The organism is Candidatus Saccharibacteria bacterium oral taxon 488 (assembly GCA_013099015.1).
Classification (GTDB): Bacteria; Patescibacteriota; Saccharimonadia; order Saccharimonadales; family Saccharimonadaceae; genus Nanosynbacter.
Genome location: CP039998.1, coordinates 543,584 through 567,073, shown reverse-complemented (window position 1 = coordinate 567,073; position 23,490 = coordinate 543,584). Strand labels below are relative to the sequence as shown.

The 23,490-nt window shown below is 51.1% G+C and carries 20 protein-coding genes; 19 read left to right on the top strand and 1 reads right to left on the bottom strand.

Annotation, left to right across the window (positions count from 1 at the left end; all coding sequences use genetic code 11):
* Positions 1-18: 18 nt before the first annotated feature.
* Genes FBF29_02975 through FBF29_02965 form a run of 3 tightly spaced genes read left to right on the top strand, consistent with a single transcriptional unit; the run spans position 19 to position 5,743 of the window.
* Positions 19-1,332: a hypothetical protein gene (locus FBF29_02975; GenBank protein ID QJU07647.1), complete on the top strand. Its 1,314-nt coding sequence runs from the start codon at positions 19-21 to the stop codon at positions 1,330-1,332.
* A gap of 30 nt (positions 1,333-1,362) precedes the next feature.
* Positions 1,363-2,688, top strand: a complete 1,326-nt coding sequence (locus FBF29_02970; GenBank protein QJU07646.1) for a hypothetical protein — start codon at positions 1,363-1,365, stop codon at positions 2,686-2,688.
* Positions 2,657-5,743, top strand: a complete 3,087-nt coding sequence (locus FBF29_02965; protein QJU07645.1) for an NUDIX domain-containing protein — start codon at positions 2,657-2,659, stop codon at positions 5,741-5,743. Before FBF29_02970 ends, FBF29_02965 begins: the two co-directional genes overlap by 32 nt.
* Before the next feature lie 14 nt (positions 5,744-5,757).
* On the opposite strand, the gene FBF29_02960 is transcribed toward FBF29_02965, so the two are convergent.
* Positions 5,758-6,222 carry a hypothetical protein gene (locus tag FBF29_02960; protein QJU07644.1) on the bottom strand — a complete coding sequence of 155 codons (465 nt, stop codon included), beginning with the start codon at positions 6,220-6,222 and terminating at the stop codon, positions 5,758-5,760.
* Positions 6,223-6,570: 348 nt separating this feature from the next.
* On the opposite strand from FBF29_02960, the gene nusB reads away from it, so the two are divergent.
* From nusB to FBF29_02880, 16 genes are all read left to right on the top strand, one after another.
* Complete coding sequence (gene nusB, locus FBF29_02955; GenBank protein ID QJU07643.1) at positions 6,571-7,026, top strand: transcription antitermination factor NusB; 456 nt, start codon at positions 6,571-6,573, stop codon at positions 7,024-7,026.
* Entirely contained in the window at positions 7,001-7,504 is a 504-nt protein-coding gene (locus tag FBF29_02950) for an NUDIX domain-containing protein (protein QJU07642.1), read from the top strand. The genes nusB and FBF29_02950 overlap by 26 nt, the downstream gene beginning before the upstream one ends.
* Positions 7,505-8,221, top strand: coding sequence for a ribonuclease III (rnc, locus tag FBF29_02945; GenBank protein QJU07641.1), 717 nt, complete (start codon positions 7,505-7,507; stop codon positions 8,219-8,221).
* 46 nt (positions 8,222-8,267) lie between these two features.
* Positions 8,268-9,692: a pyruvate kinase gene (pyk, locus tag FBF29_02940; GenBank protein QJU07640.1), complete on the top strand. Its 1,425-nt coding sequence runs from the start codon at positions 8,268-8,270 to the stop codon at positions 9,690-9,692.
* 12 nt (positions 9,693-9,704) lie between these two features.
* Positions 9,705-10,940, top strand: a complete 1,236-nt coding sequence (locus FBF29_02935; GenBank protein QJU07639.1) for a phosphoglycerate kinase — start codon at positions 9,705-9,707, stop codon at positions 10,938-10,940.
* Between the two features lie 16 nt (positions 10,941-10,956).
* Positions 10,957-11,721 (top strand): triose-phosphate isomerase, encoded by a 765-nt coding sequence (locus FBF29_02930; protein ID QJU07638.1) that lies wholly within the window; start codon positions 10,957-10,959, stop codon positions 11,719-11,721.
* A 9-nt stretch (positions 11,722-11,730) separates the two neighbouring features.
* On the top strand, positions 11,731-13,863 hold the full coding sequence (locus tag FBF29_02925) for a hypothetical protein (GenBank protein QJU07637.1): 2,133 nt from the start codon (positions 11,731-11,733) through the stop codon (positions 13,861-13,863).
* Between the two features lie 5 nt (positions 13,864-13,868).
* The gene (locus tag FBF29_02920; GenBank protein ID QJU07959.1) at positions 13,869-15,962 is read left to right on the top strand and encodes an ATP-dependent DNA helicase PcrA; all 2,094 of its coding nucleotides are present in this window, start codon (positions 13,869-13,871) and stop codon (positions 15,960-15,962) included.
* An 18-nt stretch (positions 15,963-15,980) separates the two neighbouring features.
* On the top strand, positions 15,981-17,204 hold the full coding sequence (locus FBF29_02915) for a DUF348 domain-containing protein (GenBank protein QJU07636.1): 1,224 nt from the start codon (positions 15,981-15,983) through the stop codon (positions 17,202-17,204).
* Positions 17,205-17,258: 54 nt separating this feature from the next.
* Positions 17,259-18,320, top strand: coding sequence for a hypothetical protein (locus FBF29_02910; protein QJU07635.1), 1,062 nt, complete (start codon positions 17,259-17,261; stop codon positions 18,318-18,320).
* Positions 18,321-19,109, top strand: coding sequence for a ribosomal RNA small subunit methyltransferase A (gene rsmA / locus FBF29_02905; protein ID QJU07634.1), 789 nt, complete (start codon positions 18,321-18,323; stop codon positions 19,107-19,109).
* Entirely contained in the window at positions 19,073-19,843 is a 771-nt protein-coding gene (locus FBF29_02900; protein QJU07633.1) for a polyphenol oxidase family protein, read from the top strand. The genes rsmA and FBF29_02900 overlap by 37 nt, the downstream gene beginning before the upstream one ends.
* Before the next feature lie 26 nt (positions 19,844-19,869).
* Positions 19,870-20,598 (top strand): class I SAM-dependent methyltransferase, encoded by a 729-nt coding sequence (locus tag FBF29_02895; GenBank protein ID QJU07632.1) that lies wholly within the window; start codon positions 19,870-19,872, stop codon positions 20,596-20,598.
* An 82-nt stretch (positions 20,599-20,680) separates the two neighbouring features.
* Positions 20,681-21,052, top strand: coding sequence for a VOC family protein (locus FBF29_02890; protein ID QJU07631.1), 372 nt, complete (start codon positions 20,681-20,683; stop codon positions 21,050-21,052).
* 95 nt (positions 21,053-21,147) lie between these two features.
* Complete coding sequence (locus FBF29_02885) at positions 21,148-22,659, top strand: methionine--tRNA ligase (protein QJU07630.1); 1,512 nt, start codon at positions 21,148-21,150, stop codon at positions 22,657-22,659.
* Positions 22,659-23,480 (top strand): TatD family deoxyribonuclease, encoded by an 822-nt coding sequence (locus tag FBF29_02880; GenBank protein QJU07629.1) that lies wholly within the window; start codon positions 22,659-22,661, stop codon positions 23,478-23,480. Before FBF29_02885 ends, FBF29_02880 begins: the two co-directional genes overlap by 1 nt.
* The last annotated feature ends 10 nt before the right edge of the window (positions 23,481-23,490 follow it).

Here is a 23,490-nt window from a genome sequence, read left to right as displayed (position 1 = left end):
TTTGACAGCGCTTATGGTATGATAAAGGGGATGTTCAAGAAGTCGTTTGAGAAAAAAATGATACGCTATGTCCGGCAATTTTTTGCCGATCATGCTGATGTCAAGTTGATCGCAGTGACCGGGAGTGCTGGCAAAACGAGTGCTAAAACAGCGATCGCCACCGTGCTGTCGCAGCAATTTGCTGTTGCCATGCACGCTGCTGAGCCAACGTCGCACTTACAAACCCTTCTGCAGATCATGGGCGTGCGCTACCCCGAGAATCGTCCGGAGGAGAAGTGGGGATTTTGGTACCGCCGCAAGATGATGCGAGCTGTCAAGAAACGTGCTCGCGCCGAGCATCCCGAAGCTCATGTCATCGTCCAAGAATTCAGCCCGATGCGGCCTGGTTTTAATGCGTGGTTTCAGCAGGTTATTTTGCCGGACATGGCCGTTGTGACGTCGGTAACCTCTGGCCGCATGCGGGTTGAGCATACCGTTGATGAGGTAGCCAGCGAGATGTTGACATTGGCGAATAATGCTCGCTTTGCGGCCATTAACCGCGATGATATCGATGGTCGATTTGCCGCATTTTTGACAAATCCTCAGATGACGACATACGGCACCAGCGAAGTCGCTGAGTATTATTTTGAGCAGCATGATTTCTCGCTGGAGCACGGTTATGTCGGCAAGATTATCGGCCCGGAATATCCTGATGGCATTGCGGTGATGCTGCCGCTGCTTGGTGAACATAATTTGCGGCCAGCCGTCGTGGCGATGCTCGCCGGGGTGCGGATGGGTATGACAAAGGAACTGATTGAAAAGGGTTTGAGCCAGCTAAGTTCGCTGCCGGGTCGGATGCAAGTGCTTCGTGGTGCGGATCAGACGATTTTGATTGACGATAGCTATAGCTCGTCGCCGCTGACGGCATTGTCAGCACTACAAACGCTGTATAGTCTCGAGGTGCCGCAGCGTATCGTGGTGTTTGGTAATATGAATGGGCTACGCAAGGATACGCAGGCCGGTCATGCGAAGCTCGGCGCTCAGTGTTCGCCAGACGAGCTGGATTGGGTAGTGACCGTCGGTGAGATGGCTAATCAATACCTGGCGCCGGTAGCACGTCGTCGCGGCTGTCAGGTCAAGGAGTGTCGTGATGCGCTGATGGCCGGCGGATTTGTGCGCGAAAAACTTCATGCGGGCGGCGTGGCTCTCTTCAAAGGTTCAAGTGGCGGTGTTTGGCTCGAGGAAGCGATTAAAATTAACCTACACAGCACCGAGGATGAGAAAAAATTAGTGCGCCAGTCACCTGACTGGATTAAGCGAAAAAATGAATTTTTCTCGCGCTTTCGCGGATAGTGATACAATGAAAGTATAACGAGGAGGAATATGGACGACAAGGGTACGAATAGCAAGAAAACACCAGCGGATAAAGCTGCTGCGTCAACACCGCCGGCAGCGTCGCAATCGACGGTCGCATCAAGCTCATCACAGTCGACAACGACTCCGCCTGCACAGGCTGATCAGCCTGCATCGACGCCGGCACGACCAGCATCGCCGACGTCGCAACCACCGATCATGAATTCGGTTATGCCGCCAAAAAAGAAAACCAGCCTCATCATCGGTATTGTTACCGGCTCGGTCGTATTGCTGCTGGCTATCGCTGCGGTACTATTGTACTTTTTCTGGTGGCAAGACCCGCAGAGGATGGTAACTGATGCAGTGGTTAATTCATTTCAGACCAAAAAGGTGGTTTCCTCGGGTAAACTCGTCATGAATCTCGGCAACGGTAATCGTATTGATGTCAAGCTCAAAGCCGCCACCGACGCACCAAAGTCAAAAACTGAAGCTACGATAAAGTTAGCTATTAACGGCATGGAGATCCAGCAAGACGTCATCCTCACAATGGTGGCTGACGGCAAAGGCACGATTTATATTAAGAGCGAACATCTAAAAGATATCGTGCGCCAGATGGTAGAGACGATCATCAAGGCTCGAAGCCGGGGAGTACTACCAGATACGCGGTCGACGATGATACGCGACCAGATCCTCAAACAGCTTGATGAAAAACTTAACAAAATTGAAGGCAAGTGGCTTAAGGTATCATTTGATGAGCTTGGAGCATCACATACAAACAAAGACACGTGCTCTCAAGAAATCTTTGATTTGATCAATGGTGACCAGCAGGTTCGTAGCGAACTGATCAACGCGTATCGCAAAAACAGCTTTGTGACGGTCAAAAAGGACGCCAAGGTCGAGCCGCGTGACGGTGTGCCTGGCTTTGAAATTGATTTAGCTTCGGACGGTAAAATGTCAGACAAACTACGCGCATTTGTCGATTCTCTGGGGGATACAAAACTTGGCAAGAAAATCAAAGAATGTTATGGCAACAAAGTATTCAATACAGCAAATAAAACTACGTCGTCAAAGAGATTGCCCACTATACGCATCTGGGTCGATCCGTGGTCACACCAGCTTAAAGCGATCGAAATCAAGGCGCGCGGCTCAGATGGCGACAAGGATCGGGATCTCACTATGGACATGACGTTCGACTACAGTAAGTCAGAGCAAATTGATATACCGTCAGACACCGATAATCTTAAATCAGTACTTCAGGATTTTGCCGGCTCATCACCAATACCGCCACCGTTTGCTAGGGGTGGTACCTCCACGGATGAGAACGATGAAGACACCGACACTAGCGTCGAGAGATGATATACTAAGGAGTATGAGACGCTACAATCCTACGGAAATTGAGAAAAAATGGCAAGATAAATGGGAGGCTGACGGTACGTATGTCACCGACCTTAGTGATACGACGCGCCCAAAGTATTATAGTCTCAGCATGCTTCCTGGTATCACTGGCGCGGGTATTCACATCGGTCATGGTCGGACGTTTCAGTTTGCCGACATTAAAGCGCGCCTCAAGCGCCAACAGGGCTATAATACTTATCATCCAATTGGTTGGGATAGCTTCGGGCTGCCGGTGGAAAATTACGCCATCAAGGTTGGTAAAACACCGCGAGTGGCGCATGACGAAGCCAAGGCTCATTTCATTGCTCAACTGAAGCGACTCGGCTTTAGTTATGATTGGTCAAAGGAGATTTCTACCGCTGACCCCGAGTATTACAAGTGGACCCAGTGGATTTTTACGCAGCTATACAAGCACGATTTGGCATACCAAAAAGAGCAGCCGCAGTGGTGGTGCGATACCGACAATACGGTGCTAGCTAACGAGCAAGTTGAGGGCGGCAAATGTTGGCGCTGCGGTAACCCCGTCACCAAGCGCAACCTCAAACAGTGGTTCTTCCGTATCACCGCCTATGCTGATGAGATTTTGGAGGCGACTGATGACCTAGACTGGACGGACATGGTCAAAACCATGCAGAAAAATTGGATCGGCCGGTCGGTTGGTGCGGAGGTTGAGTTTGCGGTTGAAGGCCGCGACGACGTCATAACTGTTTTCACTACGCGCCCCGACACGCTGTTTGGCGCGACGTATGTGGCGCTGGCGCCAGAACATCCATTAGTGTCTCAGCTGGTTAATGCCGACACGCGCCAAGCAGTTGAGGCTTATGTGATGGCGGCGCAGCAGAAATCTGACGTTGAACGCCAGGAAAATAAAGATAAAACCGGCGTATTTACTGGTAGTTATGCTATCAATCCAGTCAACGGCCAGAAAGTACCAATTTGGGTAGCAGACTATATCCTCGGTGGTTACGGCACTGGCGCAATTATGGCGGTGCCGGCGCATGATGAACGTGACTATGAATTTGCGAAAAAGTATGACCTACCGATTATCCAAGTAGTGGCTGAGTATGAGGAATTATCTGAAGGCCCGGGCGCAGTACGTGCTGACGTTGAGCAAATTAAACGACCGGTTGTCGATGCGATTGTTACTCGGGCTGATGGTAAGTATTTATTGCAGATTGAGGGAGGCGATCACGTACACTTTGTTGGCGGCGGCGTAGAGCCAGAAGATAAATCGCTGGAGGATGCGCTGCGCCGTGAAGTTCGAGAGGAGACGGGTTATATCAACATTGCGTCGATTCGCCAAGTCTCACCGATTATCGCGCGTAACGGCTATCGGCATACAAAAAATAAGAATCAAAAAACGTGGGGAGCTTTCTATGAAGTCATACTCGCTGATGACACACAGATAGAGAGCGAGATTGAGAGCGGTAAACATACTATTGAGTGGGTTGATAAGAATGAGGTTGAGAAGCGTATCAAATGGGAACATCACCTTTTCGGATGGCGTGCCTACCTCTCTGGACGAAAAGACGAATTCAGTACTAAAGAGGGTGTACTCGTCAACTCGGGCGCCTTTGATGGTGTACCGACGAGCGAAGCCCGCGAGCAAATCGTAGCGTGGCTGGAACAGCAGGGATCTGGTCGTGGTAAAACTACTTACAAAATGCGCGATTGGCTGATTTCTCGCCAGCGGTACTGGGGTGCGCCAATTCCGATGGTGCATGTCGATGGTTTTGAGCCAATTGCTGTAGCGGACGAATGCTTGCCGGTGATTTTGCCAGAAGTCGAGAATTTCAAGCCGACGGGTGGTAATACGTCGGTCCTAGCGCAAGTTGATGACTGGGTGCGTGTGTGGGTTGATGTTGAGACGGGCAAAACTGTGCCGATCACCGAGCCAAAGCCGGCGGGCGACAATTGGCATGAAGGCCGACGCGAAACTGACACGCTGGACGGCTATGCCTGCTCCAGTTGGTATTTCCTGCGCTATCTTGACCCGCACAATGACGCTCAGGCGTGGGATCCAGAGCTGATCAAATACTGGGCGCCAGTTGATTATTACAATGGCGCCGATCATGCGGTAGCACACCTATTGTATAGTCGTTTTTGGATGCGCTTTTTCTATAAACTCGGTCTAGTGCCGACGCCGGAGCCGTTCAAGCGGATGATGTATAACGCTTACATTATGGCGCCAGACGGTCAAAAGATGAGTAAGTCCAAGGGTAACGTCATCGACCCGATGGAGATTATGGACAGTGGTTACGGTGCCGATGCGCTGCGTGTTTACGAGATGTTCATCGCGCCGTACGATATGGATGCACCGTGGGATCCGCGCGGGGTACCGGGGACGTATCGGTTCTTAAACCGAGTGTGGAATTTGGTGCAGGAGTTTGTTGGGGCGGCTACATTACCTCCTCTGACAGAGGCTGTGAAGTATTCGCGAATAGCGGACGCTTCAGCCGAACGCTCGCGAGAAATCTCCAGTGGAGATTTGAGCGAAGAGTGTACTCTGGAAGAGGATGGTGATGTAGCCGCGGAGCTGTTGCGCCTCACTAACCTCACTATCAAGAAAGTCACCCGCGATATCGAGGACGAAAAATTCAACACGGCAGTGGCGGCGATGATGGAAATGGTTAATGGTTTATACAAGTTCAAAGAATCACATGGCATGCAAGCGTCAGAAACGTGGCGGTTTACCTTAGAAAGTCTGCTGCAAATCTTGGCGCCATTTGCGCCGCATATCACTGAGGAATTGTGGCAGGAATTGGGTCATACTGATACCATTCATGTCAATCACTGGCCGAAATGGGATGAAAAATATCTGGCGAGTGATGTGATGACTATCATCGTCCAGGTCAATGGCAAGCTTCGTGCTAAATTGGAATTACCAGCCGATACCGACAAGGATGCTGTTGAGCAAGCGGCGCTGGCTGATGAAAAAGTTTGCGCCTATCTCGACGCCCGGACACCGAAAAAGGTGATTTATATACCGGGGAAGTTAGTGAATATTGTTGTCTAGATATATTATACTGTTTAAGCATCAGGTAGCGATACTTTCTCGCTGTTAATACATACGAGGTTGTCTTTGTTGTTGGGATCTAGTCCTATTCCGGGCATGGCTTGGCCAGCAGTGCTTTCGGTTATGCAAATCCACGGTCCACTGTTCGGGTTGTCATTACGCCAGACGCCATCAGTCACAGCGATTTCTAGTTTCCCCGTTGACGTAAAAGTTGCTAAAAGGTTATCATCGGTAACTCCGCCGGTATCGCGTATCTGGGCGCCGCCTTCCACGATAAGGGTTCCGGTGTCGGTAATATGATTCATTGATTCCTTCTCGGCACTACCTAAGTGCTGAGTGGCAAGGTTGTGTCCAAATGTAATCATTACCACACCCACGGTCGCAGCGCCCACTTTAGCTAACGTGCCGCGCCACTTCGCTGCCTGCTCTGGTGTTTCTGGGGTTATCTCAGCGATCCAGTTGTGTAATAAATTGCTCATCGTAAAATATCCTTGCTTAGTGGTTGGGTATGATGTCTTTAATAATATCATAAACACTTAATAAAGTCAATAACTCACTGCCACCACCTCACATCCCCTTGAGAAATCTATCAAAAACCAGTATAATGAAGCCCAAGTGTTACGATAAACTGAAATAAAGGAGATTTTTCTATGGCACAACCAAAAAAGCAGAGCAGTCCGCGCAAGACCGGTCTGCGTCGCAGCCACTTGGTACTGAAATTAGCACGCCGCGTCAACGGGACGTCACCAGTGAAGGTCAAGACGACCAAACGTGAGACTGGTAGCAAGAGCACAAAGTAAACTAACACGAACAGGAACGTTTTTGTCATGGCTTCAAACCGTCATTTGGGACGAATCGTCGCGTTGCAGACGTTATACGAGATTGAGTTTCGCCAGGAAGTTGGCGACAGCGAGGTTGATGTCGCCGATATCTTGACGCGCAATCTTGAGAAATACAAATCGTCAGTCGATGATGTTAAGTTTGTACGAAGTCTGATCGATGGCGTCACCGCGCACAAGACGGCGCTTGATGCTAAGCTTCGTCCGCTGGCGCCAGAATGGCCAATTGAGCAGATATCGCGAATTGACCGGACAGTACTACGGCTCGGGCTGTATGAATTATTGTTTTCTCGGGCGGCGGTGCCACCAAAAGTGGCTATCAACGAAGCAGTGGAACTGGCAAAAACGTTTGGTTCGGATAACTCAGGGAAATTTGTGAACGGTGTGCTCGGCACGGCGTATCGCTCCCTTCAAGAGGATGCCGATGAAGACAAGCAGCTTTGATCATATCAAGAAATATTTTGGCGGTCGCAAAAAACCGTCAATCCAAGAAATAGTTCGCGAGCCAACCGCCGGCGGCGTGGTGTTTCGACGCAATAAAAAGGGTGATGTTGAGTTTCTGCTCTACCAAGACGCGCGGGATCGCTGGACAATTCCTAAGGGTCACGTTGAGCCGGGCGAGACAGCGCAGGCCGCCGCCAAGCGTGAGGTTGGTGAGGAAGCTGGCCTCAAGAACATCGAGGTGTGCGGTTGGCTGGGCAAAATTAATTTTCGCTACCGCCGACTCGATAAGTTAGTGTTGATTTCGCAGCAAGTGTACCTGATGAAGGCGCTTGATCCGGACGAAAAACTGCAAAAAGAAGACTGGATGAATGGCCTGGCGTGGTTTACCTTTCATGAGGCGCTGGACGAAATTGAGTATGAGGATATTGGCAAGCTGATTCTGCTCGCTATGAAACGAATCAGACAGGAGAATCTATAAATGAGCGGGATGAATACGGCGCCGTATCAGGAGTTTGCGCGCGAGAAGCTGGGATTTGAGTTTAATAACTTGGATCTGTTGATTACGGCTTTGACGCATCGTAGCTACGTTAATGAACACAGAAAATCAGTCCACGAGCATAACGAGCGGTTGGAATTCCTCGGTGATGCGGTGTTGGAGTTAGCGGTAACGGAGTATTTATTTACGCACTTTTCTGAGCCGGAAGGAGTTTTGACGGCGTGGCGGGCGGCACTGGTGCGGACGGAAAGTATCGGTGCGGCGGGTGATAAATTAGGTTATGGGCCGCTGATTCGCATGTCAAAGGGCGAGAAAAATGGATCGGATCGGGCGCACTTGCAGATTTTAGCCAATGCCTTTGAGGCGGTAATCGGTGCGATTTATCTGGAGCGCGGCTTTGACGATGCGCGCGATTTTATTCATAAGCATATTATCGTTAAGCTAGATGGAATTTTGGAATCAGGCAGCTGGCGTGATCCGAAGTCGTATTTGCAGGAAATTTCTCAGCGCGTTGACAATCAGACGCCAGTATATAAAGTTTTGAGTGAGGAAGGGCCAGATCATGATAAGGTATTTACGCTTGGGGTATTCGTTGGTGAAACGCTGATGGGGCGCGGCGTGGGTCCGTCCAAGCAGGTGGCTCAACAGCAAGCCGCCCGCCAAGCAATCGCTCGATATCGGGCAGCGAATTCTGAATAGTGATTATATCTTTTCTCAGCGTCTAACCGGTGTTATAATCAAAAGGATGAGTAACACAATTTTTAAACGTACCAAGATCCTAGCGACTGTCGGTCCGGCAACGATGAGTCAGGATAAAATTAGTCAACTTATGCAGGCCGGTGTCAATGGCTTTCGTCTGAATTTCAGCCACGGTAGTTATGATGAGCGGCGTGAGCAAATCGACTGGATCCGCACAGCCAGTCATGAGCAGGGTAAACCAGTTGCCATTCTCCAAGACCTTCAAGGTCCAAAAATCCGCCTCGGCGTTCTCAAAGACAACATGCTGACGGTGCGGGCTGGTGATATGCTGACGCTTGATTCGTCAATCACAGAACATGACGGGAGCTCCAATCTGCCTGTCCAGTATAACCTCGCTGAGAAAATGAAAGTTGGCGAGCCGCTGTATATGTTTGATGGCAAGATCAAATCAATCGTTCGTGAAATTGCTGGCCCAACGGCCATCAAGGTGGAGGTGCAGAATGACGGATTTTTGATGAGCCGTAAAGGGTTGAATCTGCCAGATACCGATTTTGGTGGTGACATCTTGACGCCAAAAGATATCGCCGATATTGAGTGGGCAGCCGATCAGGACTTTGATTATGTGGCGCTTAGTTTTGTGCAGACAGAGGACGACATTATCGATCTACGCTCGCGGCTGACGGCGCTGGGTTCGGATGCGTATATCATTGCCAAAATCGAGACCAAGTCAGCGATCTCTGATGAGCATCTGGAGGAGATTGTCAAGGCCAGCGACGGTGTCATGGTAGCCCGCGGCGACTTGGCGGTTGAGGCCGGGGCAGAGATCGTGCCAGTTATTCAGCGGCGTATTATCGCTCTCTGTCGCAAGTATTCTAAGCTCAGCATCGTCGCCACGCAGATGATGGGCAGCATGGTTGACAATCCTGAACCATCTCGCGCTGAGGTGAGTGATGTTGCCAATGCGGTCATCCAGGGTGCCGACACGGTGATGTTGTCTGATGAAACGGCTAACGGTAAATATCCGATCGAGACAGTGCAGGCAATGCGCCGGACGATTATGTACACTCAGGAGCACAGTGATGTCATGGCGGTTGAGTCGAGTGAGAAGCGCCGCAAGCATGACGCACTGCTAAGCTACACGGCGGCGCGGTTGGCTACTGAACTTAAGGCGCGAGCGATTGTCGCCGAAACTAGTACGGGTGCGACCGCGGTGAATGTCGGTGCCTTTCGGCCGAATATGCCGATCATTAGCGTCACTGATAGCCAAAAAACGGCCCAAAAATTAGCGTTAAGTTACGCCACGCGCTCATACGTTCGCCCAAGTGGTCTGGGTTCGGCGAATAAATTAGCAGAGGAATTGAAGGCCGAAGGTTACTTTGGCGAGGACCCAGTGACGTTGGTATTGGTTAGTGGCCATCAACCGGGCCGGCCGGGCAAGACCGATAATATCCAGATCCGGACAATGGAGTAGGACGAGAAAAGGGTGGGCAGATTTTTCAAGCAAACAATTCATGACGTTAATCTCCGCGGGCTAACCGTCCTGGTGCGGGTTGATTATAATGTGCCCTTGACTACGACTGGTGGGATCGCCAGTGACTTACGAATTCGTGCTAGTTTGCCGACTCTATGCTATCTATTAGAGCAACGCTGCAAGATTGTTTTGATGAGTCACCTCGGGCGGCCAAAGGGGGTCGATCCGGCATACAGTCTGCGTCCAGTGGCGCGCCGACTGGCTGAGCTGCTCGGGCGGCCAGTGCAGTTTATTGATGGCTGTGTCGGTGATAAGATTCGTCAAGCAGCGCGGCATATGGCAGCCGGCGACATACTGATGCTAGAAAATTTGCGGTTTTATGATGAGGAGTCGCGTGACGATATGGTGTTTGCCAGGGCAATTGCTCGGGCAGTGCGGCCGGATTATTTTGTGCAGGATGGTTTTGCGGTGGTGCATCGAGCCCACGCCAGTACCCACGCAATTACGCTCTGTGTGCCTGGACTGGCCGGTGATCTACTGGTGCACGAATATACCGCGCTAACCGCAGCGATGTCGCATCCAGCGCGACCACTAGTGGCGATTATTGGTGGTGTGAAGATTGCTGATAAGATTGCGCTGATTGAGCGGCTGATTGATAAAGCCGACACGATTCTCATCGGTGGGGCAATGGCCAATACCTTCCTCGCCTATCGTGGCCATAGGATGGGCCACAGTACGGTTGAGCCGGATCAAGAGCAAGTGCTTGCGGCTATCTACCGCCACGCTGCCGAGAAAGTTGGCAGTGAGCGGGTCGATCAGTTTTTGCGGCTGCCTAGCGATGTAGCGGTGGCTTTGTCACCAGAAGCATCGGGTGATAGCCATGAGGTGTCGGTTGATGGGATTGGCGACGATGAGATGGCGCTGGATATTGGTGCGGAGACGATGGCGCAGTTTGCCTCAGTGATTGCCTCGGCCAAAACAGTCATTTGGAATGGGCCGCTGGGGTATTCGACTAACTCGTTGTTTGCTCGAGGGTCGGCCCGGATAGCCGAAGCCATCGTACAAAATCACGGCGTTACTTCAATTATTGGTGGTGGCGATACGGCGGAGTTTGTCCTTGGGTGGGATGGGCATGACGGCAAGCAATTTTCGCATATTTCGACCGGTGGCGGAGCAAGCCTCGAGCTGATGAGTGGCAAAAAATTACCAGGTGTGGAAAGTTTACTAGACGCACACGGACTAAAATGATACACTAAACATAAGCATTATGACGCGAAAAACACTCATTATCGGCAACTGGAAGATGAACCTCACCATGCATGAGGCCAGCTTGTATTTACATAAGCTGATGGAGCAGCTGCCGGTACACCGCGACGTCGAGGTGGTGGTGGCGCCAACGATGTTGACGCTGCAAAGTTTGAGTTTGCAAATTAAGCGTCGGATCGTCAAGCTCGCCGCCCAGAATTGTTACTGGCGCGACCATGGTCCGTACACCGGCGAGGTGCCAGCGTCACACCTACACGGTATGGTTGATTATGTCATGATTGGTCACTCCGAGCGGCGACATATATTTATGGAGAGCGACAAGGATATTCGTTTCAAGGTGCAGGCGGCACTGCGTAATCGGCTTCAACCAATCCTCTGCATTGGTGAAACGGCGCACGAGCGGACGCTGGGCGAAACGCGCGAGTTGCTCCAGGATCAGATTGTAAATGGCCTGGCAAACATTACAGCTGAGGAAATAGACCACGTGGTGATTGCCTACGAGCCGGTCTGGGCGATTGGTAGCGGCGAGTATGCGCAGTCGAGTGACCTTGCCAAGGCGCTCAAGGTGATTCGCCAGCAAATTACGCATTTATTTGGCAAAGAAGCAGCCAAGGCGGTACGCGTGGTGTATGGCGGCAGCGTCTCGGTTGACAATGCTGGTGATTATCTGGCGGTGGCGGGACTTGATGGACTACTGATCGGCGGAGCGAGTCTGGACGCATATCAATTTACGGAGATAGTAAAAAAGGCGCATAAAGAATAAGGGGGGCTTATGTCAGACATTGATTTTGACGAACTTGATCGGGCAGTGACATCACTGATGCAGAAACGGGCGGAAAAAGAAGCGGCTCGGCAGGCGGCTGATGTTGATGCGGACGTGGCGACATCGACAACATCTGCGACTAGCGCCACTGAAGATGCGGTGAACGTGTCGTCGCCTGAACCTGGTCAACCTAGCGCCTCCGCTTCTCAGCTTGAGCCAGTGGTGACACCTCCGGTCGCGCCGCCAAGCCCTCAACCCAAGCCAGTTGCGCTGCAGCAGCCTGCGGTGTCATTGTCAACGCCACCGAGCGCGCCAGTGGCTGCCGCGCCGCAGCCGATTGAGAAGCTAGAGCCAACATCGACGCAGCCATCGCCACTCACGTCGCTGTCTTCGTCGGTAACACCAGTGGCCCCTGCTTCGTCAACCCCACCGTCGCCTGCCACCACACCATCAACGCCGATTCCGCCATTGACCATCAAGCCGCTAGCGCCTTCGTCACCGACCACTGCACCAGCATCGGCGCCAGCGCCGCTGTTGACGCCCCTGTCTGCGCCTGCATCTCCATCTCCAGCCATAGCAACCGTATCCGCATCCGAGCCAACGAGTACCGATACGAGCAAGCCACCAGCCCCAGCCGAGACAACACAATCATCAGCCTCATCAAACACTCCAAGTGCGCCGCCAGCGGCTGCAGCAACACCGACGCCGACTGCTGTCCCGATTTCTGTCACAAAGCCAGCGCCAAAGCCTGTCTCGAAGCTGACGCTTGAGCCGATACCGTCGTTCAAGACAACTTCGTCGCCTGTCTCGTCGCCTACCTCGACACCAGAACCATCGACTCAGCCAACAACCTCGGAGTCTAATAATGACCAGCCGCAAGATAAGTCACAGGGCGAACCACCGGCTTTGCCACAAAAATCATCTACCGAGACGACTTCGTCGTCGGCGGAGGTTAACGGCTTCCCACACGCTGCCTCAGAGACTAAACTGGCTGTGGTATTTCCAGATATCAAAACACCAGATAAAAAGGCAGACGACCAACCCGCCTCAGACGCGCCACAGGACAAGGCAGCCGATACGTCCGCGGCAAAACCAGCTGATGATTCTTCGGATACAAAACATGACGACGAGCCAGCTATCGCTCCATCGCCGGCCATTTCGCGTCGACCGTCTGGCCGTTTCATGGACGTTGTACATCCGTCGTCTGTCATGCGTGGACACGGTATTCATCAGCCGCGCACCGGCGTGACGCTTCAGCCGACTGGTTCGTATCTCTCCGGTCGGACTGGTAATGACGGCCAGCAGGGTGTTAACATGGTTGAAACTACTGAGGACGTGTCAAGTGATATGATGGCAGATGATAGCACCGCTCACTCATCGGTAGCTGATCGCGAGATCAAGCGTCGACCACCACGTCTCGTTCTGCAGCCCGATCCATCGCATGTGGCCGAAGGTCTGACGTCAGACAATGTGTCGCTCAATACCAAGGACGTGCCTGATTATGAATCAATGGCCAGTGAAGCCGAAGCTAGTACTGACAGCGCCTTTATCGAGGAAGGCTTACTAGCAGAGGACGCTCCGGCTAAGGCAGCTGATAGTGAAGGGCTGACCATGGATGAGTTGACGGCCGATGATGATCATCTGGTGACGGATGCGGCGGCTGGAGACGAGGTAGCAGAACATCGTGATGAGGCGGCTGATACTGACATTGCTGCTGATCGTACGAGCCTTGAAGCAACCATTGATGAAATTGAGGCCAGCGAGGTCAGTGAGCAACTCGACGCAGATGCTACATCGGTAGGCGCTTCGTCCAAGCAGTCCGCCGCTGATACATCGGAGCTAGACAGTGAGCTCATGGCGATTGAGTCGATGGACGAAAGTGATGCTGAGACAGTTGATGAGACGCCACATCGACCGCACACTCCGGGCGATATTCCTCAGCAATACACCGCCGGTGACGAGATCGCACCAGATCCAGAGCCGATGTTTGATGCGGCAGCCAGCCAGCCAGCCACCGGGGAAGCGCTCCAGCCTGATAAGAAAAAATCCGGCATCGGGACGATTCTATTGATCATTCTTTTTGCCCTTATCGGCGTTGGTGGCGGTGCGGCAGCGTACTTTTTCCTGCTATACTATAAGTAATGGACATCCTATCTGAACTCAATCCCGAACAGCGGCGAGCCGTCCAGCATGATGGCGGGCCGCTGCTTATTTTAGCGGGAGCGGGGAGTGGTAAGACAAAAACCTTAACGCATCGCATTGCCTATCTGATCAGCGAGCGAGGGATTTTTCCCAGCCGCATCTTGGCGGTAACCTTCACCAACAAGGCTGCTCGAGAGATGCGCCAGCGATTGGCTGATATGCTGGGCGAAGACGCCTCGGATCGACGCTTCATGCCGTGGATGGGGACATTTCATAGTATTTGTGTGCGGCTACTGAGGATAGACGGGATGTCAATTGGCCTCGGTCGTAATTTTATTATTTATGATGAAGATGATCGGCTGGGTCTGATCAAGCAGTTGATGAAATCGCGTGGGCTGACTGATCGCGATATCAGGCCACGCCGTATCGCTGCGGCTATTTCTGCGGCAAAAAATGACATGCTTTCACCCGATGAGTATATGATGCAGGCGGTCGGCCCCACTAAGCAGCAAATTGCCGAATTGTTTGCTGCGTACGAGGCCGCTATGCACCGGGCCGGGGCGCTCGATTTTGATGATTTGCTGATTAGGGCGGTGGAGCTACTGCGCCAGTCGCCTGATATTCGCCACAAATGGCAGCAGCAATTTCGCCACATTCTCATCGACGAGTATCAGGATACTAATGCGGTGCAGTACGCACTGATCAAGCTGCTAGTCGGTCCAGAGCGCAACCTCTGTGTGGTCGGTGATGATGCGCAATCAATTTATAGTTTTCGCGGCGCGGATTATACCAATATTCTTCATTTTGAGCGTGACTTTCCGGGTGCGGCAGTGATTAAACTAGAGCAAAATTACCGTTCAACGGGCGCGATTTTAACAGTGGCAAATAACTTAATCCAACATAACACCCAGCGCACCGACAAGAACCTCTGGACAGAAGCAGTTGGCGGGATGACGCCGCAATTATGGCAACTGTACAGCGAGGCTGAGGAGGCGCAAGCAGTGGCTGACGAAATTCATCGCCAGGCCAGGATGGGCCGAGCCTATAGCGACATGGCGGTGTTGTATCGCACCAATGCCCAGAGCTACGCCATAGAGCGCGCACTGCGTCAACGGCATATCCCCTACAAGATTGTGGGTGGCCTGCGGTTTCTGGATCGAGCAGTGGTCAAGGATGTGCTGGCTTATCTCAGATTATTATATCAACCCAGTGACCGCGTTAGCTTCGCGCGGATTGTCAATCTGCCGAAGCGTGGTATTGGCGCAGTGAGCGTGGCGAAATTTCTCGACTGGGCTGATCAGTCGGGCCGGAATATTATCGAAGGGCTGGTGGCGGTTGATGAGGCCGAAAGTTTGACTGCTCGCGCCAAGCAGTCACTGCGGGCATTCGGTCAATTGCTGCAAAAATTACAACAATTACTTGACAGTGCGCCGGCTGAGGTGATTGAACAAATTATTGAGCAGACTGGCTATGGTGAAGCAGTGAATGATGGCAGTGTGCAGGCTGAAGAGCGGCTGGAAAACCTCGGTGTTTTGGTGGCCGAGGCGCGCACCTATGCCGACGTGTCGACATTCCTCGAAGATATGGCGTTGATGTCGTCAAGCGATGACCAAGCGGACCAGGAAGTAACCTTGATGACGCTGCACGCCGCGAAGGGCCTGGAGTTTCCGGTGGTGTTTATGACTGGCTTGGAGGAAGGAATCTTGCCGCACGCACGGGTATTTGACAGTGGCAAAGCGGACGACATTGAGGAAGAGCGCCGCCTCTGTTACGTAGGGATAACGCGGGCCCGAGAGGTGCTGTTTGTGACCTGTGCTAGTTCACGGACGCAGTTTGGTCAGATTGGCTATAATCTGCCGTCGCGATTTCTCGATGAAATGGGGCTGATGAGTGGTGGTCTGGATGCACCTGCTGCGCCGCCAGCTGATGACGCATTTTATACTGATGATATCGGGATAGAGGTCGGTGATCGGGTGCGAAGCCCACAATTTGGCGTGGGCGAGGTGGTGGATGTTGATGGAATGGCGGTGACGGTGCAATTTGATAATGGTAATACGAAGAAGCTTAATGTAGAATTCGCCAGATTAGAGAAAATTTGATATAATATATAGCAGTTTGTGGCACTGCCCACGAGCGAGATTATGGAAAAGAGTTTATCTATTCGCTACCATTCAAAGAAGATTTTTCTGCTAATCGGTTTGTTTGTGCTTGGAGTGACACTGATCCACGTAGCGGATGCTGCCTTGGCGCAGAGTACCGAGCGTCCATCACGGAGCGACGGCCAGCGTCTGATGAGTGTTTATGACAAGGGAGTCGAGAAAACAATTATCACTCGGGCAAAAACGGTGCGCGAGGTGTTGAAGGCGGCGCGGATTGACATCGACGAGAGAAGAGATGTGGTAGAGCCAGCACTTAACGAGCAGTTGGTTGCTAGCTCATATAACGTTAATATCTTTCGGGCTCGGCCGGTAACGGTAGTCGATGGCCGGGCACGTATTCGGCTAACCACGGCCGAGCAAACCCCGGCGGCGATTGCCAAAGCGGCGGGGATCAAACTCTATAGCGAGGATATCGTCGATATTCATGCCGCCGAAAACGTGGTTGCCAGCGGCATGAATGCAGTCTTGACTATCAAGCGCGCGACGCCACTCCAGCTCAATCTCTATGGGTCTCTGGCTGAAGTGCGCACTCACGCGAAAACCGTTGGCGCACTGCTCAGGGAAAAGCATGTCCAACTAGCCAGTAACGATACCGTATCAATGCCGCTCGAGGCGCCGATTACTAGTGGGATGCGGCTGGATGTTTGGCGCAACGGTAAGCAGACGATTACAACTGATGAAGATGTCGCTTTTCCGATTGAGACAGTACGGGATGCCAATCGCGAGACGGGCCACAAGGAGGTGAAAGAGGCGGGCGAAAAGGGCCGGCGGATGGTGACTTATGAGATTGAGGTGCAAAATGGTAAGGAGGTGAGTCGTCGGGAGCTTGCTAGTCAGGTAACAAAACAGCCTAAAAAACAAATTGAAATTATCGGCACAAAGAATGCCGCTATGCCATATACTGGTGGCGGCAACAAAGATCAGTGGCTATCTTCGTCAAACGTCCCGCGTGACCAATGGGGTTATGCCGAGTGGCTGGTGCAGAAAGAAAGCGGCTGGAATCCAAATGCTCGCAGCCGGAGTGGCGCCTGCGGTCTCGCACAGGCACTGCCATGTAGTAAAGTACCAGGAAATCCGCTCAACCCAGTCGATTCGCTGAATTGGATGCATGGCTACGTGATGAGACGATATGGCTCGTGGGAAAAAGCGGTGGCGCACAGCAAGGCCAGAGGGTGGTACTAGTAATTATTAGATAAATATGGTATAATACGTCCGTTAATTAGGTATTAGAGCAGAATGATGAACTGGTGGAAATGGCACATAGAGAAAGACCGGCGGCCGGTTGTTCTATTGGGCTGCTTCATGACTTTCGTGGCTGGTGCGGTTGGCTTACTGCTATCTCAGCCTGTCCAAGCACAAGATAATCATGCCCAGTCGTCAGCGGAGCGGCTGGTGACGATTCGTGACCGCGGCCGCGAGCAGACGATCATGACCCGAGCACGCACCGTACGCCAGGCGTTACAGCTGGCGCGGGTAACAGTTGATGAGCGGCGTGACGTTGTTAAGCCAGACATTGATATGGAGCTGACAGGAACAACATTTACGGTGACAATTTTTCGGGCTCGGCCGGTAACGGTCATTGATGGTTCGCGGCGCTCACATATTACCACAGCGGAGCAGACGCCGCAGCGAATCGCCAAAGCGGCGGGGATCACGCTATATGTCGAGGATAGGGTTGAATTTATGACGAGCGATAATATGCTGCTGGATGGGACAAACGTGCTGATGAACATTACTCGTGCACCGCTGCGAACCGTGACCGAGGAGGTTGACATTGACTTTCCTGTGGAGCAGCTTAAGAATGCGAATCAGCCGATTGGTTTCAAGGAAATTAAGCAGCTGGGTGAAAAGGGTATTCGTACCGTGACTTACCAGGCCCAGGCCGAGCGCGGTGTTGAGATCAGCCGTAAGGAAATAAGTAGCCGTATCAGCAAACAGCCTAAAAAGCAAATCGAAGTGATCGGCACCAAGCCAAAAAATCCACTGACGAAGTCGAAGGGTGCGCATATCTTTACTGATTCACGCGGCGTGGCGCACCGCGAAACTTACTATGACCTACCAATGAATATCGTCATCAATGCCTGCGGCGGCGGTGGCTACACGGTGCGGGCGGACGGCGCCAAGGTGGATAAGGACGGCTATATTTTGGTGGCGGCAAATTATGGTAATTATCCGCGCTGCTCAGTAGTAGAAACCAGCATGGGTCCTGGTAAAGTGTATGATACCGGCGGTTTTGCGGCTCGGCATCCGCATGGGTTTGACCTAGCGACTGACTGGACAAACGGAGACGGTCGCTAGATGGCATCAACTCGCGGGCCAAAAAAAGAATTAGGCCAGCATTGGCTGCGCGACCCAGAAATCTTGGCAGAGATTGCCGAGGCGGCGGAACTTGGTGAAGATGATGTAGTTTTGGAAATTGGGCCAGGACTTGGTATGTTAACTAGTCGGTTGTTGGCACGAGCTGGGCGGGTGGTGGCGGTAGAATTTGACAGGGATTTGGCGCGCAAGTTACCGGGGCAATTTCCTGGCAAAAACCTGGAAGTGATCAACGAAGATATTTTGCAATTTGATTTGAATCAGTTGCCGGCTGGCTACAAAGTGGTCGCCAACGTGCCGTACTATATCACTAGCAAAATTGTCGAGAAGTTGATGACGGCGGAAAATAAACCGAGCTTGGCGGTGCTGTTGGTGCAGAAAGAAGTGGCTGAGCGCATCGCAGCGGAGCCTGGCGAAATGAGCGTTTTAGCGGTTAGCGCGCAGCTATTTGCCGAGGCAGAACTAAACATCGAAGTGCCGCGGCAGTTCTTCACGCCGCCGCCAAAAGTCGATTCGCAGGTGGTGGTATTGAGGACTCGCACCGAACCACTAGTCGCCCCTGAAGACCAAAAAGATTTTTTTCGTGTTGTTAAAGCCGGTTTTTCAGCCAAGCGTAAAAAACTGCGTTCTAGCTTGAGCGGCGGACTGGGCGTTAGTAAAGCTAGCGCCGAACAGTTGCTGAAAAAGGCTAACATTTCGCCTGATGTCCGTGCTGAGGATTTGGCGATTGACGATTGGCAGCGGCTGCTCAAAGAATGGCGGGCGCGATGATTGCGGCAGATCAGCCCGTCTGCTTTCCGTCTGATCTGCTCATTGCGGTTTCGTCGAAAGACGACGGCACTATGCTCAACCGTATTCGCGGTCGCCACGTAGCTGAGGTGCTGGACAATCGGTGGCGGTTTTGCGATCAAACTGGTGTTAAGTATGACGACGTTATTTATCACGTGATTTCATACAACCAAGCACAAACTTTTGATAATATTGCCGAAGTCACTGAAACTGACACGGTTAAATATAACAACGAGGGGATTTTTGCTGACGCGCTATATACCGAAACGGCTGGCATCGGCTTATTTTTGCCAGTGGCGGACTGTATCGCTACCGTCATTTATGATCCAAAGCGTCGGGCGCTTATGCTGGCGCATTTGGGTCGGCATTCAACGGTTGCGCAGTTAATGTCTCGGGCAGTTCAGCATTTTGTCGAGCGCGGCAGCCAGGCAAAAGATTTACAAATTTGGATGTCGCCAAGCATCACGCAGAAAAATTATCGTATGGATTATTTTGATCATACAAATGATACGAATTGGCGCAATTTCTGCCGTCAAACGGCTGACGGAATTTATCTGGACATGCAAGGGTTCAATCGTTCATTAGCCGTCCAGGCGGGCGTTTCTGGTAATAATATTTTCATCTCACCAATTGATACAGCAGATGATCCGCATTACTTTTCACATACCATCGGTGATACAGATGGCAGATTTGCGGTGTTAGTAGTGATGGTATAAAATAAGTTAGAGAACGGAGGATATTTATGGTGGTCAATTTAGAGAGCTACAGAGATATGCTCAAGCAACCGTGGGGTAAGATTCAGTATGAAATAACGTTTGCACAGCTGAAACACCTGAAAGGTTTAAAAATTTTGGATTTTGGTTCGGGTTTTGGGCTGGTTAGTAAGTTCTTGTCAACAAATAATGAGGTTGTTGCCGTTGAGCCCAACAGAGATATGCTCTATGCCGACAAGGATGTTGCTTACGAGAGATTATTGGGCGGCATTGAGCAGTTAGTAGAATTACAAGAGAAGTCATTTGATGTTATTATCTGTCATAATGTTTTAGAATATATTCTACCAGCTGATAGAGTGGACTATCTCAATCAGTTTAAGCGCCTCATTAAGGATAATGGACGTATCTCAATTATAAAGCATAATCAAGCGGGTAAGATTATGCAAAGTGTCGTCTTTTCGAATGATGTAGAGACGGCCCTCAGCTTGTTAAGCGGAAAAAGTTTTCATGCTACTTCATTCACACAGGGTAGTACTTATACGATAGATGAGCTTTTAGATATATCTGGATTACGGTTAGAAAAGTATATGGCAATCAGAACATTCTATGGTCTGCAGCCGAATGAATTTAAGTCAAGTGATGAATGGCTGGAAGAATTAACAAAGGTTGAACTAGCTGTGTGTGATTTGAAGCCATATAAAGATATTAGTTTTCTACAGCACGTGTGGCTCACGCTCCCCTCGGCTAACCTGCAATGAAGCGTTGGATGGTAATATTTGACAGGTTGCGCTGGATTATATTACGATGAAATGAAGAATAATAGCGCGTTTGGGGGTAGATATGACAACGCAAGCAGAAGGTAATACGAAGAAACCATTATTTGATAGTGCGGTCAGTGTTTTTGAGGTGAGTGATATCAAGGCTGCGATAGCTTGGTATGCGAAGTGGTTCGGCCAACCTGATGCTATACCAATGGAGAATACGGCCGAATATAAACTCACTGATACTGCTTGGCTGCAGCTGACCGTTGAGGATAGTCCTGAGCCAAGCAAAGGATCACTAATACTTGGCGTTGAGGATGCCCGGGCATATCGGTCTGAATTAATTGCATGTGGTATTGAAGTGGGTGAGATAATCGACTGGGGAGTTGTTTTGGTCTTTGATATTCATGATCCGGATGGTAATCGAATCTCCTTTGCTCAAGAGCAATAAGATCTCAGTTACAGAGTAATTTGTAGATAAGAAATCGACGAATCGCCACTGATTAACGGTGGCAATTACCCTTAAAAACTGCTATAATTCCCCTCATGACTAAACAACACGCCTACATCACTACTGCTATTCCTTATGTCAACGGTTTGCCGCACATTGGGCATGCCATGGACTATATGTTGGCAGATGTGTGGACGCGCTATCAGCGGCAAAATGGTCGTGAAGTACGTTTCCAGACGGGCGTGGATGAGCATGGCAATAAAATTGCTGCCAAGGCTGCCAGCCAAAATCAGACACCACAAGCCTATGTCGACCAAATGCATGGCAATTTCCAAAACATGATTGCCGAGTTGAATATTTCAGCGACGGATTTTATCCGCACAACTGACCCGCATCACGTTAGTGCGGTGCAGTATATTTGGCAGAAGCTGGCTGCGGCTGGCTATATCTACAAAGGTGCGTACGAGGGTTGGTATTGCCAAGGTTGCGAGGCGTTCGTCACCGACAAAGAGGCAGCTGAAAATAACGGCATTTGTCCTGACCATCAAGCGCCATACCAACGGCTGAGCGAAGAAAATTATTATTTTAAGACCGGCGCTTTTTCGGACAAAATTCGCCAGGCAATTGAATCAAACAAGATGAAAATTGTGCCTGAATTCCGTAAAAAAGAGTTCTTGGAATTGATGAAAGATGGCTTGAAAGATGTGTCAATTTCGCGTCCGCGCAAAAACCTCAGCTGGGGCGTGCCGGTGCCAGGTGATGACACGCAGGTGATGTATGTCTGGCTGGATGCGCTGAGCAATTATATTACTGTTATTGGTTATCCTGACCGAGCTGATGAATGGCAGGCGTTTTGGCCGGCAGATGTACAGGTGATCGGCAAGGATATCCTTCGTTTTCATGCCGGGATTTGGCCGGCGATGCTGATGGCGCTGGATTTGCCGCTGCCAAAGGTACTGTTGGTCCATGGCTTTATCAATGTTGGTGGTACCAAAATGAGTAAGAGTCTCGGTAATGGCGTTGGTCCCGCTGACATCATCCCGCATTATGGTGTCGAGGCCTTTCGCTATTATTTCCTGCGCCACGTGCCGACACAAGATGACGGTGACTTTACCTGGGAGAAATTTGAAGCGGCTTATAACGGCGAACTGGGCAATGACCTGGGTAATTTGGTGCAGCGAGTGGCCAAGATGGTACAGTCATACCAAGCCGGCGTCATTGGCGATGCGCCGCAAGCTGAACATGACATGGGCCCATACCGCCACTTCATGGAGAGCTTTGCCTTCAACCAGGCCATGGATGAAATTTGGCAGATTATCCGTGCGCTAAATCAATACATTGAGCGTGTCCAGCCGTGGCAAGTTGCTAAAAAACGCGATAAAGACCCAGAGGCGGAAGCCCATTTGGGCGAGATTTTGGCGCATGCCAGCGGTACGTTGCTTCAAGTATCCAACATGCTGCGTCCGTTCATGCCGCAAACTGCCGAGAAAATTCACAACATGTTTGCTAGCGGTGTTGTGCCATCACAGCTAACGCCACTATTCCCGCGTCTCTATCTCCATACGCCTGATCCGCGCGCACCAAAAGCAGAAACTCAAGGTAAGTAATGGCAAGTCCAGTAACTGAGAATAATACAGCGACAAGTTTGCGTTTGATTGATTCGCACTGTCATCTGCATGATACCGAGTTTTTCGCGGACAATCGCGAGGAATTATACCAGCAGTCAGTTGCAGCGGGTATCGGCATGATTTGCGTTGGCACTGACGAGCGCAGCAGCCGACAAGCAGTGGAGTTTGTCGCGAGTCGCGACTATACTTGGGCGGCGGTTGGCGTTCATCCGCACGACAGCAAAGATGGCTGGGGCGAGGTGGAGCGACTACTGAAAGCCAGGGCAGAGGATTCACCAATTGTGGCGATTGGCGAGATTGGACTTGATTATTATTACAATCACAGCCCGCGCGAGGTGCAAATTCAGGCGCTGGAGGCGCAACTGCAGCTGGCGGTGGATTATAATCTACCGGTTAGTTTTCATGTGCGTGATGGTGCGCCCGACCAGCCGTCGGTGTGGGATGATTTTTGGCCAATTTTTGATAATTTTCATGGCCTCCGCGGCGTGCTGCACAGTTTTACTGATACGCGCCTCAATTTGGAGAAGGGTTTTGTCCGCGGACTCTACGTTGGTTTGAATGGCATTAGCACGTTCACCAAAGACCAAGCGCAGCAGGAATTGTTCGCCTCGATTCCGTTGGAGCGATTATTATTAGAAACCGACGCGCCGTTCTTGACACCAAAGCCATTTCGTGGTAAGCTGAATAAGCCAGAATATGTGGAGTTGGTGGCAAAGTATTGGGCGGCGGAGCGCAAGCTGGTGCTTCGTGACCTCGAAAAGGTAGCGACCGATAACACGGTAAAACTTTTTGGCTTGTAACAGTGGAGAG